General features: G+C 71.1%; 14 protein-coding genes. 7 read left to right on the top strand and 7 right to left on the bottom strand.

Annotated elements, in window-relative coordinates; translation table 11 throughout:
• The first annotated feature begins 86 nt into the window (after positions 1–86).
• A complete protein-coding gene (locus ENE75_RS00825) occupies positions 87–1,271 on the top strand; it encodes a VanZ family protein (RefSeq protein ID WP_158288822.1) in 1,185 nt (394 codons plus the stop codon).
• Here the strand turns inward: ENE75_RS00825 and ENE75_RS00820 are convergent.
• The 7 genes from ENE75_RS00820 to ENE75_RS00790 all read right to left on the bottom strand — a co-directional run bounded on the left by ENE75_RS00820 (position 1,257) and on the right by ENE75_RS00790 (position 8,260).
• A complete protein-coding gene (locus ENE75_RS00820) occupies positions 1,257–3,653 on the bottom strand; it encodes a hypothetical protein (protein ID WP_128194665.1) in 2,397 nt (798 codons plus the stop codon). The genes ENE75_RS00825 and ENE75_RS00820 overlap by 15 nt on opposite strands.
• A 153-nt stretch (positions 3,654–3,806) precedes the next feature.
• Positions 3,807–4,295 (bottom strand): hypothetical protein, encoded by a 489-nt coding sequence (locus ENE75_RS00815; protein WP_128194662.1) that lies wholly within the window; start codon positions 4,293–4,295, stop codon positions 3,807–3,809.
• Positions 4,292–4,594, bottom strand: coding sequence for a nucleotidyltransferase domain-containing protein (locus ENE75_RS00810; protein WP_128194660.1), 303 nt, complete (start codon positions 4,592–4,594; stop codon positions 4,292–4,294). The genes ENE75_RS00815 and ENE75_RS00810 overlap by 4 nt, the downstream gene beginning before the upstream one ends.
• Positions 4,595–4,623: 29 nt before the next feature.
• The gene (locus ENE75_RS00805; protein WP_128194657.1) at positions 4,624–5,895 is read right to left on the bottom strand and encodes a pyridoxal-dependent decarboxylase, exosortase A system-associated; all 1,272 of its coding nucleotides are present in this window, start codon (positions 5,893–5,895) and stop codon (positions 4,624–4,626) included.
• Positions 5,892–6,320 carry a TA system VapC family ribonuclease toxin gene (locus ENE75_RS00800; RefSeq protein WP_128194655.1) on the bottom strand — a complete coding sequence of 143 codons (429 nt, stop codon included), beginning with the start codon at positions 6,318–6,320 and terminating at the stop codon, positions 5,892–5,894. Before ENE75_RS00800 ends, ENE75_RS00805 begins: the two co-directional genes overlap by 4 nt.
• A 5-nt stretch (positions 6,321–6,325) precedes the next feature.
• Positions 6,326–6,568, bottom strand: a complete 243-nt coding sequence (locus ENE75_RS00795; protein WP_233258870.1) for a hypothetical protein — start codon at positions 6,566–6,568, stop codon at positions 6,326–6,328.
• Between the two features lie 72 nt (positions 6,569–6,640).
• Positions 6,641–8,260 carry an acyl-CoA ligase (AMP-forming), exosortase A system-associated gene (locus ENE75_RS00790; protein WP_128194649.1) on the bottom strand — a complete coding sequence of 540 codons (1,620 nt, stop codon included), beginning with the start codon at positions 8,258–8,260 and terminating at the stop codon, positions 6,641–6,643.
• A 289-nt stretch (positions 8,261–8,549) separates the two neighbouring features.
• Here ENE75_RS00790 and ENE75_RS00785 point away from each other — a divergent pair, with 289 nt between their 5' ends.
• From ENE75_RS00785 to ENE75_RS00760, 6 genes are all read left to right on the top strand, one after another.
• Complete coding sequence (locus ENE75_RS00785) at positions 8,550–10,268, top strand: asparagine synthetase B family protein (RefSeq protein WP_233258869.1); 1,719 nt, start codon at positions 8,550–8,552, stop codon at positions 10,266–10,268.
• A 112-nt stretch (positions 10,269–10,380) separates the two neighbouring features.
• Complete coding sequence (locus ENE75_RS00780) at positions 10,381–10,632, top strand: acyl carrier protein (RefSeq protein ID WP_128194647.1); 252 nt, start codon at positions 10,381–10,383, stop codon at positions 10,630–10,632.
• Positions 10,633–10,681: 49 nt separating this feature from the next.
• A complete protein-coding gene (locus ENE75_RS00775) occupies positions 10,682–11,560 on the top strand; it encodes a hydrolase 2, exosortase A system-associated (RefSeq protein ID WP_128194645.1) in 879 nt (292 codons plus the stop codon).
• Complete coding sequence (locus ENE75_RS00770) at positions 11,542–12,471, top strand: hydrolase 1, exosortase A system-associated (protein WP_128194643.1); 930 nt, start codon at positions 11,542–11,544, stop codon at positions 12,469–12,471. Before ENE75_RS00775 ends, ENE75_RS00770 begins: the two co-directional genes overlap by 19 nt.
• Positions 12,468–13,193, top strand: coding sequence for a GNAT family N-acetyltransferase (locus tag ENE75_RS00765; protein WP_128194641.1), 726 nt, complete (start codon positions 12,468–12,470; stop codon positions 13,191–13,193). The genes ENE75_RS00770 and ENE75_RS00765 overlap by 4 nt, the downstream gene beginning before the upstream one ends.
• A gap of 145 nt (positions 13,194–13,338) precedes the next feature.
• Positions 13,339–14,916 carry a PEP-CTERM sorting domain-containing protein gene (locus ENE75_RS00760; RefSeq protein WP_158288821.1) on the top strand — a complete coding sequence of 526 codons (1,578 nt, stop codon included), beginning with the start codon at positions 13,339–13,341 and terminating at the stop codon, positions 14,914–14,916.
• Positions 14,917–14,940 lie beyond the last annotated feature (24 nt).

Below are 14,940 nucleotides of genomic sequence, written 5' to 3'. Positions count from 1 at the left end.
TCGACCCTCCGGGTTCGCCCGGATTTCGCGATGTAAAGCGATGTGTGGGGTTGCATGCCGGCACGCACGGGGAGAATCCGGGCGCCGTGACCCCTGCCCTGCCCCCCGCGCCGCCGCCAGCCGACGCCGCGCCCCGCGCCGAGTCCGGCGCCTGGGCGTGGACGAGCGGGGTCGTGGCCGCGCTCATCCTCTACGGCAGCTGGTTTCCGTTCCACTGGATCCACCCGCATCCGGACGAGGCGCTGTGGGCGCTCACCAACCTGGATCTCTGGACCAGCCGTGAGGACTTGCTGGGCAACGTGGTCCTGTTCCTGCCCTGGGGGTTGGCTGCGGCCATGGCCGCCACGGCCCGCCGTGGCCGCCCCTGGGCCTGGGTCCTGCTGGGCGGCGCCGGGCTGGCGTTGCTGGCGCAGGCTGGGCAGTTCTTCGAGGCGCACCGGGACCCGCGCTGGGCCGACGTGGTGTGGAACCTCGTCGGCGCCGGGCTGGGTTGGGCTGCGTCGGGCATAGTGCCGCGGCGGGCCGGCCAGGCCGGCACCGCTGCGTGGGCGCTGCTGGCCGGCAGCGCAGGGGCCGCGTGGCTGCCCTGGTGGCCGAGCCTCGACCCGGCGCGGTTGCAGTGGCACTGGGCCCGGCTGACGGAGCTGGGCGCCTGGCAGGGGCCTGAGGCCGCGATGATGGCCGGGCTGACGCTGGTGGCCGGCTGCGGCGCCGCGTGGCTGCTCGGCGGGCCGACCACATCCCACGGGCCAGGCCGCACACCGGTCAGCGCCATCGTCGCGGCCGGCCTGGTGGTGGTGCTGGGTCAGGCGCTGGTGCCGGGCAGCCGCTTCAGCGCCGGCGGCGTGCTCGGCGGCCTGCTCGGCATCGGCTTGGCGCTGGGCCTCTGGCGCCATCCGCGTGCCACGGCCGTGGCGCTCGGCACGCTGCAGGTGCTCGGCGGCCTGGCGCCGTTCGACCTCCAACCGCAGCCGGTGCAGGCCCTGCACTGGCTGCCGTTCGAGGCCCTGCTGGGCGGCTCGATGCTGGGCAATGCCCAGGCCCTGGCGCGCGACGCCTGGCTGTGGGGCTGCGCCCTGTGGTTCGCCCGCCAGGGCGGCTGGCCGCTGGCGCCGGCCACCGCCGTCTGTGCCGCGCTGGCACTGGCGGTGGAGGCGGTGCAGTGCTGGATGCCGTCGCGCACGGCCGACGTGACGCCGGCGCTGATCGTGCTGGGGCTGGGGTGGGGGCTGGCAGCCTGGCGCGCAGCCCACCGGTCATCGCGAGGCTGACCGCGCCGTGGACGCCGGCCGCGGTACCGCCGCGGCAGGGGCGGGTGATCGCAGCGTGGCCGCCAACCCGAGCAGCCACAGGAACGCAAACGCCACGCGCGGAATGTCCAGCAGGCTGTCGAAGGCGCCCACGATCAAGAAACCGACGATGCCTGCCAGCAACGGTGGCGTCAGCGGGTGGCGGCGGGCACGGCCCAGCGTCAGCCGGGCCACGGCGAACACCAGCAGCGCCGCGAACCCCAACAGCCCCAGCCAGCCCTGCTCCACGCGCAGGTGCAGGCCCAGGTTCTTGGCGTGCCAGGGCAGGTGGTGGCGGTCGCTGGACGGCAGCCAGCGCGCCAGACCATCGTCGAAGCCGCCGTTGTGCAGCAGGCGGCGGCCCAGGCTGTCGGTGACTTCGATCTCGTCCAGGCGGATCCACCCGCCCCGCGTGTCCAGCGCCACCGAAAACACCGGCGACTGCCAGCCCGGCGCCGCCTTCAAGGTCAGTTCGCCGGTGTGCCAACCGGGCTGCGGTTCGCGCGCCGTGCCGCCCACCGGGGCCTGGGCCGTGCGACAACCGGCGTCGTAGAGCAGGTGCTTGCTGCAGATCTCCACGTGCAGGCGCACCGGCGCCGGCGCCTCGGCGCGCCAGCGCACGCGCACGGCACCCTCGGGCGCAGCGATGCGCTGCGACAGGCGGAACAGTTCGCCGAAGCCCAGCGTGTGTTTGCCGCCGGTGAGCACCAGCGTGCCGCCGCCATCAGGTCCCGCCTGCCAGCGGTAGTCGCCGACCTGGTCGGTGGCCTCGCCGCTGAGGGCGAAATGCGCTGCGAAGCGCCCCGGCCCGATGCCCCACCAGTTGGACGCCTCGTCCTGCGCCAGCGACAGGCTGCGCTGCCAGTGGTGCAGCCGCCCCTGCCAGTCCTCCCCGGCCGTCGCCAGCCGACCTTCCAGGTAGCTGCCGCCCGCAAAGGACCCCACCACCATGCCGGCCACCGCCATCGCGCCCAGGGCCGACCCGCGCCAGCGGCCGCCCGGCGCCCCGCGCCAGCGCGGCCAGGCCGCGCCGCAGGCCGCCGCGGCAGCCAACAGCAGCACGCTGGCGGCCATGCCCCAGCGCGCTGCGCTTTCGCCCCAGTGCAACGCCACGCCCAGCGCCGCCACCGCGGCCGCTGCCCACGCCGCCCAGCCCAACGGTGCGGCCCAGGCGCCCGTCTGCCGGCGGCCCGGCGCGCTCCAGGCGGCGGCGCAGGCCAGGGCGCACACCGCGTAGAGCACGTATGGTGCCTTCAGCGCACCGGGCAGCGCCAGCGCCAGCGCCGCGGCCAGGGCCCCCAGCACGGCCCCCACCGCCACGACGCCCGCGGCCCGGCCCGCCGACGGCCCGCCGTGCTCCTGCGCCGGGTCCTGCTGCCAGTGCCAGAAGAGCAGCAGCATCAGGCCGTACAGCGCCGCCAGCCCGCGCCAGCCGCTGCCAGAGAAGGCCAGCGCCGCCGCCACACCGAACACCGCCACCCAGCCCAGCAGCACGCCAGGGCCGGTGGACGGCCCACCCGCCGCGGCGGGCACGCGCGGCGTCATCAGCCACCAGACGACCACGCCCGCCAGCGCGCCGGCGTACAGGCCGCGCGAGAACGTGGTGAGTACCGCATAACCCGCCAGGCACAGCACGCCCACCGACAGCAGCACCGCACGCCGCCCGTGCGTCGCCGCAGCGGCCCACAGCCCGAACGGCAGGGTCAGGGCCAGGAAGCCGTCCAGCGCCGCGCCGCCGATGTGGGCTTCCCAGAACAGCGCGGTGGTGCGGTAGTCGGTGCTGAAGTTGGTCAGGCCGGGCCAGGCCCAGCGCTCCCAGGTGGCCACGGCGGCCACCACGGCCAGGCCCGCCCAGGCGCCGTGGCCCACGACGCGCGCAGCGGCCTCCGGGGCCCTGGCCTGCAAGGCCTGCCACAGCGGCCAGGCCAGCAGCGCCCAGGCCAGCGGCTTGACGGTGCGCAGCACGTTCATCGGTTCGCGCCAGCCCTGCCACCAGCCCCAGGCGAAGCCGTCGGCGTCCCAGGCGCCGGCGTCGTGCAGGCCGCGCCAGGTACCCACCGCCGTCAGCCCCACGACCATCAGCACCAGCAGCCACCACACGCGCGCCGCACCGTCGGTGGCGGGCTGACGCGTCGGCAGGCCCACGGGCCAGGCCAGCCGGGCCCAGCCGCCGGCCAGCAGCGCCAGCAGCAGCAGGTCGAATTCCTCGGCCAGCATCCAGCCGGTCCAGGGCGCCAGCCCAGCCACCGGCAACAGGGCCAGCAGCGCCACGGGGATCCACAGCGGGCGCCAGGCGGCGAGCACGGCCAGCAGGATGAGCGCGGCCGCTGCAAGCGCGGGCGCCAACGGGTGATGGGCCGACATCCAGAGCGCTGCCGAAGCGCAGGCCAGTGCGCACAGGAGGGCCAGCCCCCGGCCCATCGGCGATGGCGATCGGCTCGCTTCCGTCACCGCAGGCGCTGGCATGCGGAGCGCCACGGATGTTCGGGCGTCAGGCAGTGCAGGATCACCGGAGCGTCAGATCAGCCGGCGCTCGCGCGCATATCGCGTGCACCGCTCGGCGAAGGCCACCAGCATCGGCACCGCGTCGTGTGCCCCGGTGACGGCCTCGGCCAAGGCCTCGGGCTTGCGGATGTACTCATGCACCATGCGGTTGCGCAGCGCTCTCGCCGCCAGCCAGGCTTCGCTGCCTTCGGCGAGCAGGCCCAGTCGCGCCGCCCGCTCCAGGTTGTCCAGCACACTGCCGACCGGCTCACCCAGCCGGACCAGCAGCGCGGGCAACAGCTTGTCCCCTGCGGTGTCCTGCAGGCGCGAGAAGCGCGCCACGAACGCATCCAGCCGCTCCGAGAGGTCATCATCGGTACGCAATGCCTTCGCGCGATCCGCCGTGAAAGGCACGGAGAACAGGCGCCCGTCGGTGGTGCGCAGGTGTTCGGACTCCAACGCCACCGTCTCCAGCAGGAAACGCAGCCGGGTGGTCTGTGCGTCGAGGCCGGGCGCCGTCACGACAGCCGCACGCCCTCGGCCAGCGCCACGGCGTGAACCGGCTCCGGCGTCGTGCGCGGGTCCAGAACGAGCACATCGATCTTTCGATCACCGAGCAGGCGTTGCAGGCGTGCGGTGATCCGCGCAGCCAGCCAGACCGGCCTGTCCACCGGCACGGGCGACTCGACCAGCAGGTCGATGTCGCCGCCCTGAACATCGTCGCGCAGCCTCGAGCCGAAGAGCCGCACCTGCACGCCCGGCCCGGCCAGGTCGCGGGTGGCTTCTACGATGATCCGGCTCTGCTCCGGGCTGATGCGCATGCGCGGGATGGTAGCCCGGTGCGCGGGGTTCAAACCAGCACTTCCGTCACCACCGGGTGCCCCAGGAAGGCCTGCGGGCTGGCGCTGGCACCGTAGGCGCCGGACTGGAAGATCACGGCCAGGTCGCCCACCTCGGCCACCGGCAGGTTCATGCGGTCGGCCAGCAGGTCCAGCGGCGTGCACAACGGGCCGACCACCGACGCCACCTCGCGCGCACCGCCTTCGGCCGACGAACCGGAACGCGTCACCAGCGTCGCCGGGTAGTTCTTGCGGATGACCTGGCCGAAGTTGCCGCTGGCCGACAGGTGGTGGTTCAGCCCGCCGTCGCAGACCAGGAAGACCTGGCCGCAGGAGACCTTGCGGTCGACGATGCGCGTCACGTAGAGGCCCGCCTCTCCGACGAAGTAGCGCCCCAGCTCGATGACGATGGCCGCCAGCGGCAGTTGCGTCTTGGCTCGTGCGCAGATGTCGTCCAGGTTGGCCCCGATGGGCGCCAGGTCCAGCCGCTGCTCGCCCGGGAAGTACGGGATGCCGAAACCACCGCCCAGGTTCAGGAACTTCACCGGCGTGGGCGCACCCTCGGCCAGGCGCAGCGCCAGCTCGTAGCTCTTGCGCTGCGCTTCGCAGATGCTCTCGGCACGCAGGTTCTGCGAACCGGCAAACAGGTGGAAGCCCTCGAATCCCAGGCCGCCGGCGCGGACGAGGTCCATCGCCGCGCCGACCTGGTCCACGTCGATGCCGAACTGCTTGGGCCCGCCACCCATCTTCATGCCCGAGCCCTTGAGCTCGAAGTCCGGGTTCACGCGCAGCGCCACGCGGGCCGACAGGCCAAGGGCCTGCTGCAACTCGGCCAGCACGCGCAGTTCGCGCAGGCTTTCCACGTTGACCAGCACGCCGGCGGCCAGCGCCTGGCGCAGTTCGGCGTCGCGCTTGCCGGGGCCGGCGAAGCTGATGTCCTTCGGATCCGCACCGGCGTCCAGCGCCACCTTCAATTCGCCGGCCGAGGCCACGTCGATGCCATTCACCAGCCCGGCCATGAAACCCACCACCGCCGGCATCGGGTTGGCCTTCATCGCGTAGTGCAGTTCCACCGCCGCCGGCAGCGCGGCGCGCAGTTCGGTCACGCGCTGGCGCAGCAGCTCACGGCTGTAGGCGTAGAACGGCGTGCTGCCCACGCGCTCGGCCAGGCGGGTGAGCGGGATGCCGCCCACCAGCAGGTCGCCGCCAGGGGTGACGGGGAAATGCTGCGAGGGGGCGTGGACGGGCGCCGAGCGTGTCGGTTCGGAAGTGGGTGGGGTCATGCGTGGAGGTGTTCGAACCTGAGGCCGGCGAAGCGGGCGAAGTCGCGGTCGAAGGACACCACCGTCGCGCCATGCTCGATGGCGATGGCGGCCAGGTGGGCGTCGGTCGTGAGGTTGCCGGCGGTGCCTACGCCGATCAGCAGGGCACCCAGCAAGGCGGCGTGGCGCGGCCCCGGGTGCAGCACCATGACATTCGGGTGCGACAACCAGCCATCCATCATGCGCAGGGCTTTGTCCACCGGCATCGGCACCGGGAAGATGCGGCCGTTGGTGAACAGGCGAAGGAATCCGAGCAGCGCCACCCAGGGCAGGCCCACGGCCGCACCGCTGCCGAAAGCAGCTTCCCGTCGATGGCGTGCCACGGCGTGGTAGGGCGCTTGGCCCTGGCTGGCGCACAACAGCACGTTGACGTCGGGCAGCCACATGGGGCTCAGCCTCCCCGCGCCAGCTTGGCGGCCAGCGCCTGGTCTTCCAGTTCGGCCGCCAGCTGGCCGGCCTTCGTCAGGTCGACGAGCGGCACACCGCCGTCGAAGACACGCTGCACGAACGGCGCGGGCGGCGCCATATCGCCGGTGCGCAAGCCCCGCCGCAGGGCGTCGTTGACCACACGTTTGAACGGTACACCCCGTTCGCGCACGGCACGCTGCAACAGCCGTTCGACGTCGGGTTCCAAGGTGATGGTGGTTCGCATGGCATCAACGCATCAAACAAGAAGCATTAGGATGCGTCATGAGTTCGGCGACGGTCAAACGCCCTGCCGCTCCATCCACTGCGTGGACAGCAGCTTGCGGTCGATCTTGCCATTGGGGTTGCGCGGCAGCGGGCCCACCGCGGGTTCCACGCCGGCGGGCACCATGTAGGCGGGCATGTGGCGCTTGCACTCGGCCAGCAGCGCCGGCACGTCCAGCGCATCCGCACCCGCTGGTGGCGTGGCAATCACCTGGATGGCCTGGCCCAGCTGCGGGTGGTCCACGCCGAAGGCCACGCATTCGCCCACCAGCTTCGTGGCGTAGAGGATCTCCTCGACTTCGGTGGGGCTGACGCGGTAGCCCGAGGTCTTGATCATCTCGTCGCGACGGCCCACGAAGTACAGGAAGCCCTCGGCGTCCTTGCGCACCGTGTCGCCGCTGAACACCGCGTACTCCGGCAGCTGCAGCCCGGCCACGCGGCCGCCGTGGCCGGGAGCCAGCAGCTTGTAGCGCTCGGCCGTCTTCTCGGGGTCGTTCCAGTAGCCCTGACCGACCAGCGCACCGCGGTGCACCAGTTCGCCCGGCTCGTCGGGCCCGCATTCGCTGCCGTCCTCGCGCAGCACCAGGATCTCGGCGTTGGGGATGGCCTTGCCGATGCTGTCTGGCCGGCGGTCCACCTCCTCCGGCGGCAGGTAGGTGCTGCGGAAGGCTTCGGTCAGGCCGTACATCAGGAAGGGCCGGGCCTTCGGCACGCGGGCGCGCAGCGCATCGAGCGTCTCGCGCGGCATGCGGCCGCCGGTGTTGGCGAAGTAGCGCAGGTGCTCGCCAATCTCGGCAGGCCAGTCCAGCGCCGTGAGCTGGATGTACAACGGCGGCACGGCCGTCAGGCCGGTGACCTTCTCGCGCGCCATGGCCTTGAGCACGTCGCGCGGCAGCAGGTAGTTCAGCAGCACCACGCGGGCGCCGGCGTGGAAGGCGGTGGTCAGCTGGCTGAAGCCGGCGTCGAAGCTCAGCGGCAGCGCGGCCAGCAGGGTGTCGTCCGGGCCGTTGCCCAGGTAGCTGGCCACGCTCTTGCCGCCGGCCACCATGTTGCGGTGGCTGAGCACCACGCCCTTGGGCCGGCCGGTGGAGCCGCTGGTGTAGAGGATGGCGCAGAGGTCGGTGTCGATGACGCGGTGGCCGGCGCGCGGTGGCGCGACCAGCAGGTCCGCCCAGCGGTGCAGGCCGATGCCGGGCGGCATGGCCGGCAACTCGGCCGGGCCTTCGGTGACCACCACATGGCGCAGATCCGGGCACTCGTGCAGCACCGGTGCCAGCAGGGCCAGCCGCTCGGGCGAGGTGACCAGGATGCGCACGTTGCAGTCGCGCGCGATGTAGACCACCTGCTCCGGCTTCAGCAGCGGGTTCATCGGCACCATCACGCCGCCCGCTGCGGGGGCGGCAAAGCTTGCGACGACGGTCTCGAAGCGCTTGTCGAGCCAGATGGCGACGCGGTCGGTGCGGGCGAGGCCGAGGGCCGCGAAGCCGGCGCAGACCGAACGCACGGCGTCCTGCAGCGGCTGGTAGGCCCAGGTCTTGGCGCCGGCGGTGAGGGCTGTCGCATCGCCGGCCCGGTCGGCGGCACGGGCCACCAGTTCATGCAGGAGTGAAGCTTCCGTCACGGTTCTCGCATCCATGTCCAGGGTGAGCGGCCAGATGGCAGCGCGCACACGACAGCCGCGCATTGTCGGCGCGGCGGCTTCGTCCGGAGGCACTGACCGGCCGCCGACAGCCCCGGGAGTTGCGCAATCTGACCGGACCGCAGGCCGCGCGAACCTTGTCGGGCACCCGACAAACCACCGATTCGGCAACTTTGGCGCATCGCCCGCGGTCCTCGGCCCGACGCTGCGTGTCTGCCCCGCTAGCATCGGTGCCCCGGCACCTTGAGCGTTGCCGCCCTGGCCGCCATTGGCCGCAACTGGTCCGATGTCCGACACCCTGCCCGTCGACTCCCCCACCACCATGCAGGCGACGCCCACCGTCTTCGCGCTTGGCGTGCCGCGCTTCGCCGACGCCAGGCTGGCGCACATGGCGAAAGCCGAAGGCTCAGGTGCTGCGTGGCAGGCCGCCGTCGCGGGCCGCCATCGCGATCAGGCCGTTGCCGCAGCGGCAGCCACCGCGGGGAACTTCGCGGTCGGCCTGACCGATGCACAGGGCCGCGTGTTCCTGGCCGTCGACCGGTTCGCCGAGCAGACCCTGTGCTGGCGACGCATTGGCGACCGCATCCACTACGCCGAGCGTGCCGACACCCTGGCCGCGCTGCACCCACGCGCCGAGATCGACCCACAGGCCGTCTACGACTACCTCTACTTCCACGTCATCCCCTCGCCGCGCACCGTCTTCCGCGGCGTGCACCGGCTTCCGCCCGCGCACTACCTCTGGTTCGAGAACGGCGAGATCACCGTCGAGCCCTACTGGCTGCCGCAGTTCACCGCAGCCGCATCGGCGAATTTCGACGAACTGGCCGCGGCGTTCCGGCAACGTGTGCGCAGCGCAGTCGCCGCCGAACTCGACGGCAGCAAGCCAGCCTGCTTCCTGAGCGGCGGCACCGACAGTTCCACCGTCGCCGGCATGCTCAAGGACGTGGCCGGGCGTGCGGCCACCTACTCCATCGGCTTCGAGGCCGAGGGCTACGACGAGATGGCCTTCGCCCGCATCGCGGCCAGGCGCTTCGGCACCGAACATCACGAGTACTACGTCACACCGGACGATCTGGTGCGCAGCATCCCCGACGTGGCGGCGCATTACGATCAGCCCTTCGGCAACAGCAGCGTGCTGCCGGCCTACTACTGCGCACGGATGGCGCGCGAGGACGGCGTCACCCGGCTGCTGGCCGGCGACGGCGGTGACGAGCTCTTCGGCGGCAACGCGCGCTATGCCAAGCAGCGCGTCTTCGGCTACTACGACGCGGTGCCCGCCGTGCTGCGCAGCGGCGTTCTGGAACCGTTGCTGGAAGGCACGCCGCTGGGCGCCCTGCCGCTGGCGCGCAAGGGCCGCAGCTACGTGCAGCAGGCCAAGGTGCCGTTGCCGGAACGGTTGCAGCAGTACAACCTGCTGCAACGCATGGGGGTCGCACAGGTGTTCACGCCAGACTTCCTGGCCCGGGTGGACATGCAGGACACGAGCCGCCAACAGCGCCAGGTGTGGCAACTCCCGCCCGGCAACCCGAGCACCCTGAACCGCATGCTGGCCTTCGACTGGCGCTACACGCTGGCAGAAGCCGACCTGCCCAAGGTGCGTGGCAGCACCTCGCTGGCCGGCGTCGGCGTGGGCTTTCCGTTGCTGGATGCCGCGCTCGTGGACTTCTCGCTGCAGTTGCCGGACGACTACAAGCTCAAGGGGCAGAAGCTGCGCTGGTTCTTCAAGGAGGCGCTGCGCGGCTTCCTGCCGGACGAGATCCTGGTCAAGAAGAAGCAGGGCTTCGGCCTGCCCTTCGGCGTGTGGGCCACACGTCACGCCGGCCTGAAGGCGTTCGCCGCCGACAGCCTGCATTCGCTGCAGCAGCGCGGCATCGTCCAGGCCAGGTTCATCGACACCCTGCTGAAGGACCACCTGCCGGCCCACCCCGGTTACTACGGTGAGATGGTGTGGATCCTGATGATGCTGGAGCAGTGGATGCAGGCGCAGGAGCGCGCCAAAACGTAGAAAGCTCACGACACCGCGGCATTGCGGCGCCCGGACGCATACGCGACGGTTTCTAGAATCGCGACCAGATCGAACGTACGCGCCCCATCCCGGCGCACCGACCGGAAACCCCATGGACACCCAGACCGAAGTCCTGCGCATCCTCGACGAAGTGCTCAGCCTAGGCGGCCGCGCCCTCACGTTCGACGCGAACACCGCCCTGCTGGGCGCCATTCCAGAACTCGACAGCATGGCGGTCGTGACGCTGATCACGTCCCTCGAAGAACGGTTCGACATCACCGTGGACGACGACGAGATCGGCGGCGACACGTTCGCGACGGTCGCCAGCCTGCGCGACTTCGTCGCCGCCAAGACGGGCACTTGAGCTTCGGGCCAACGCAGCGGTCCCTCGACGGCATGGGTTGCGCCGCGCCATGACCCCGCCGCCGCTTCAGGCCTTCCTTCGCCCGGCGGCATCTGGCGGGCAGCGGCTCTACCTTCACCATACGCCGCCGGCCGGCGTGCCCACCCTGGGAGCGCTCCTGTATCTGCCTCCCTGGGCCGAGGAGATGAACAAGAGCCGCCGCATGGCAGCCCTCGCGGCGCGTTCGTTCGCTTCGGCGGGTTGGGCCGTTCTGCAGATCGATCTCCTGGGTTGCGGCGACAGCAGCGGCGACTTCGCCGATGCAACCTGGGATGCATGGCTGGACGACGCGTGCGAAGCAGCGCAATGGCTGGTGCAGCAGCATCCCGGCGTGCCTCTCTGGCTCTGGGGGCTTCGCGCCGGCACGCTGCTGTCCGCGGCCACTGGCGCTCGCCTGCCGTTCGAGGCCAATCATTTGCTCTGGCAGCCGGCAACGCGTGGCCAGACCGTGCTGCAACAGTTCCTGCGCATCAAGGCGGCCGCAGACATGGCCTCCGGGCAGTCCAAGACGGCCATGGCTGCGCTGCGCGCTCGCATCGAAGCGGGTCAACCCGTGGAGGTGGCCGGGTACACGCTCAGCCCCGGGCTGCTTGCCGGTCTTCAGGCTGCCACGCTGGACCCGCCGCGCTCGGGGCCGGCACCGGTGGAACACCGTCAGCGCATGCTGTGGCTCGAAGTTGCCACGCAACCGGCCGGCGAACCTGGGCCTGCCGCGCGCACCGCGCTGGCGGCCTGGTCGCACGCGGGCTGGTGCAGTGCCTGGCATGCCGTGCAGGGAAGTCCCTTCTGGCAGACCGTGGAGATCGAGGAGGCACCCGCGCTGATCGACCTCAGCCTGCAACTGCTGCCTGAAGAGCGCAACAACGCGCGATGCGGCGGACCGGCATGAGCGGCCATGGGGCGTTCTCGGAGGAAGCCCTGAGCTTCGACTGTGCGGGTGAGCGCCTCGTCGGCATCGCCGCCGTGCCGAAGAAGCAGGCCCTTGGCGACATTGCTGTGCTGATCGTCGTTGGCGGGCCGCAGGTGCGGATTGGAAGCCACCGGCACTTCGTACAGCTGGCGCGCACCCTCGCCTCGAACGGCGTGCCGACGCTGCGCTTCGATGTGCGAGGCATGGGCGACTCCAGTGGTGAACGTCGCGACTTCACGCAGCTCGACGACGACATCGAGGCCGGCATCTCGACGTTGCAGCGGCACTGTCCCGAAGTGCGCCGCGTGGTGTTGTGGGGGCTGTGCGACGGCGCATCGGCAAGCCTGCTGTACCTGTTCGCCACTGGCGATGCGCGCGTCGCAGGGCTGGTGCTTCTGAACCCGTGGGTCCGCTCCGCGGAAACCCTGGCCCGCGCCAACGTCAAGCACTACTACCGAGACCGCCTGAAGCAGCCCGAGTTCTGGCGCAAGCTGCTCTCCGGCCAGGTTGCAGCCAAGGCAGTGGCTGAACTGATCGGCAACCTGCGGACCGCCATGACCCGGCCGGGTGGCGCTGACAGGTCCGCTGCCAACAGCCGGCCCGGGCCCGACAGCCCGTTCACCGACCGCATGCTGCACGCGGCTCGGCTGTTCGACGGCCCCATGCTGTTCGTCCTGAGCGGCCGCGACTACACGGCCAAGGAATTCCTGGAGACGGTCTCGGCCGAGCAGCGATGGCAGGACGTGCTGGGCCGCGCCACCACCACGACCTGCCACCTGCCGGACGCCGACCACACGTTCTCCGCACCGGAGCACGCCAGCGAGGTCGACGCACGGACGCTGCAGTGGCTCCAAGGCGTCTGCGGCACGCAAGACGCGGGGCAGCCGTGATCGCGCGCTGGCGTGCCCTGGCCGCAGAGTTGGGCGGTGCCCGCGTCGCGGCGCTGTATCTGGTCCACCGGCTGCTCCAGCGGCTGGCAGGCAGCCGTGCCGGTGTGGTGCCGTACGTGCTGGTGGCACAGCCGGTCGGCAACCAGGCACTGAAGGCGGTCCGACCCGACCCCGGCACCACCGTTCGCCGCATCGACCCGAACGACCCGGTGGTCTCCCGGTTCCCGCGCCCGGCCGCCGTCATCGCCCAGCGCTTCGGCGCGGGCCACGAATGCCACGTGGCCTGGGTCAAGGGCGTGTTCGCCGGCTACGTGTGGATCGCCAGGTCCAGTTACGACGAGGACGAGGTTCGCGGTCGCTATGTGATGGCCGACCCGGCCAGCACGGTCTGGGACTACGACGTCTACGTGGAGCCGGCCTACCGCGCGACCCGCACGATGGCGCGGCTGTGGGCGGCCGTGGACGCAGCGCTGGCGGCACAGGGCGTGCGCTGGAGTCTGAGCCGCATCAACCGGTTCAACGCGGCATCGCTGCGCAGCCACGCCCGGCTGGGCATCCGGACCGTCGGCCACGTCACCGTCCTGAAACTGGGCACGTGGGAAGCGGCCTGGGCCCGGCCGCTGGATGGTTCCCAGCGGCAGTGGACCGTGGGCCGGTCCGGCGGCTTCGTCATGGCGCTGCACCCGCCCGAGACGCAGCCCACGCGCCACCCCGCCGGCTGACGCTGCTGCGGAGAACACAGGCGCCGCTGCGGCGAGTGCGCCAGCAGCACACCAGGATGCGGCACTTCCCCCGCGATCCGGGGGCTTCTCGCCCGCGTGGCCGCTTGATAGCGTCAGATTCGGTGGACTGTTTTCCTGGAAGCAGTTGCCGCACCACCTACAGCCAAACCGTGAGGAGCCCAGCATGTCGTCATCCCGCAGGTCCAGCAAGTCCGGCGCGCAGGTACCCGTCACGGCGTGGCGCTCGGTCGCGATGGCGGCGGCGCTCTGCGTGTCGATCCCGGGCGCCGCGGCGGATCTCAGCTACCTGCAGGGGCTGCTGGATGCCACGCCCGAGGGCGGCTGGGTCCAGGTCAACACGACCGCGTTCTCCAGCGCATGGGCCAGCCCGGCCGAGGGCGGGCTGTCACCGGGCAGCTACTCCAACCCGGCAACCGTCGTCACCGCCTGGAGCTCGATGGCCTGGGACTCGCAACGGGGCCAGTTGCAGCTGTGGGGTGGCGGACACGCGAACTACATGGGCAACGAGATGTACCTCTGGCAGGGGACGGACGGCACCTGGACGCGCGGGTCGCTGCCCACCCGGATGACGCAGTACGGCAGCACGTCCACCTTCTTCACCGTCGACGACGCCTCCCCGCAATCGGCGCACACCTACGACAACAACCTGTACGTGCCGGTGAACGACATGTTCGTCACCTTCGGCGGCGCCGCCTTCAACAGCGGGGGCAGTTTCGTCGTGCGCGGCCCTGACGGCAAACCCGTGCCGGCCGGCCCCTGGATGTGGGACCCGCGAAAGGCCGACGCCAACAAGGTCGGTGGTGTCGACGGCTCCGGCTACCTGCCACAGACGCTGGGCGGCAACATGTGGACGAACCAGCGTGGCAACTGGGTGGGCAGCGGCCCGGGGCCCAGCCAGATCGAGACCGCCACCGCCTACCGCACCGAAAACGGCAAGGACGTCATCTACGTCACCTCCGACTCCAACGCCTCCGGGTGGCAGTCCTTGTATAGATACGAACTGGGTGATGTACGTGCGGGCGAAGCAGGACGGTTCAACCGCGTCGGAGTGAGCTGGTATGCCCCCGCTTTCCAGAGCACCGCGGCGATCGATTCCCACAACGGCCTGTTCGTGCAAACATCCGCAGTCAGCCCCAACTGGGCCGGCCTGAGCGTTTGGGATCTGAATGCCCTGCCGTCCGACGGCGCGGGGAGTGTCGTGGACTGCACGTTCACATTCGACCAGCAGTCCGATCGCTGCCTGTTCGATCGCTACATCACACTGGTTGACGCCACTGGTGCAGCGTTCGAAATCAACCGCCAACACGGCATCGCGTTCGACGAAGCATCCGGCAAGTTCTTCCTCTGGGATGGGCGGGATCGTGGCACCGTATGGGCCACGGAAGCCGAGTTCACCACCGACGGCGCCCTGGACACCATCTGGACCGTGGTGGAACTCCAGAGCACCACCGCCACGCAGCCCGACGGTGACTTCTCGGTCAACGGCATCGAATCCGGCGTGCTGGGCAAGTGGCTGTACGTGGCCGAACTCGGCGCGTTCATCGCCCTGGACCAGTTCGACAACACCACCCGGGACGCCGCCGTCTGGCTATACAAGCCGATGACCGCCCCGGTGCCCGAGCCTGCTTCGGCCGCACTGCTGCTGGCCGGTGCCGGCGTGCTCGTGGCCTGGCGGCGCCACAAGGCCGCGGCGCTGCGCTGAGACACCACTGCCGCGCGCGGCAGC

The organism is Rubrivivax albus (genome assembly GCF_004016515.1).
Classification (GTDB): domain Bacteria; phylum Pseudomonadota; class Gammaproteobacteria; order Burkholderiales; family Burkholderiaceae_C; genus Rubrivivax; species Rubrivivax albus.
The sequence above is the reverse complement of the archived record's forward strand: the minus strand, read 5'-3'. Positions and strand labels throughout refer to the sequence as shown.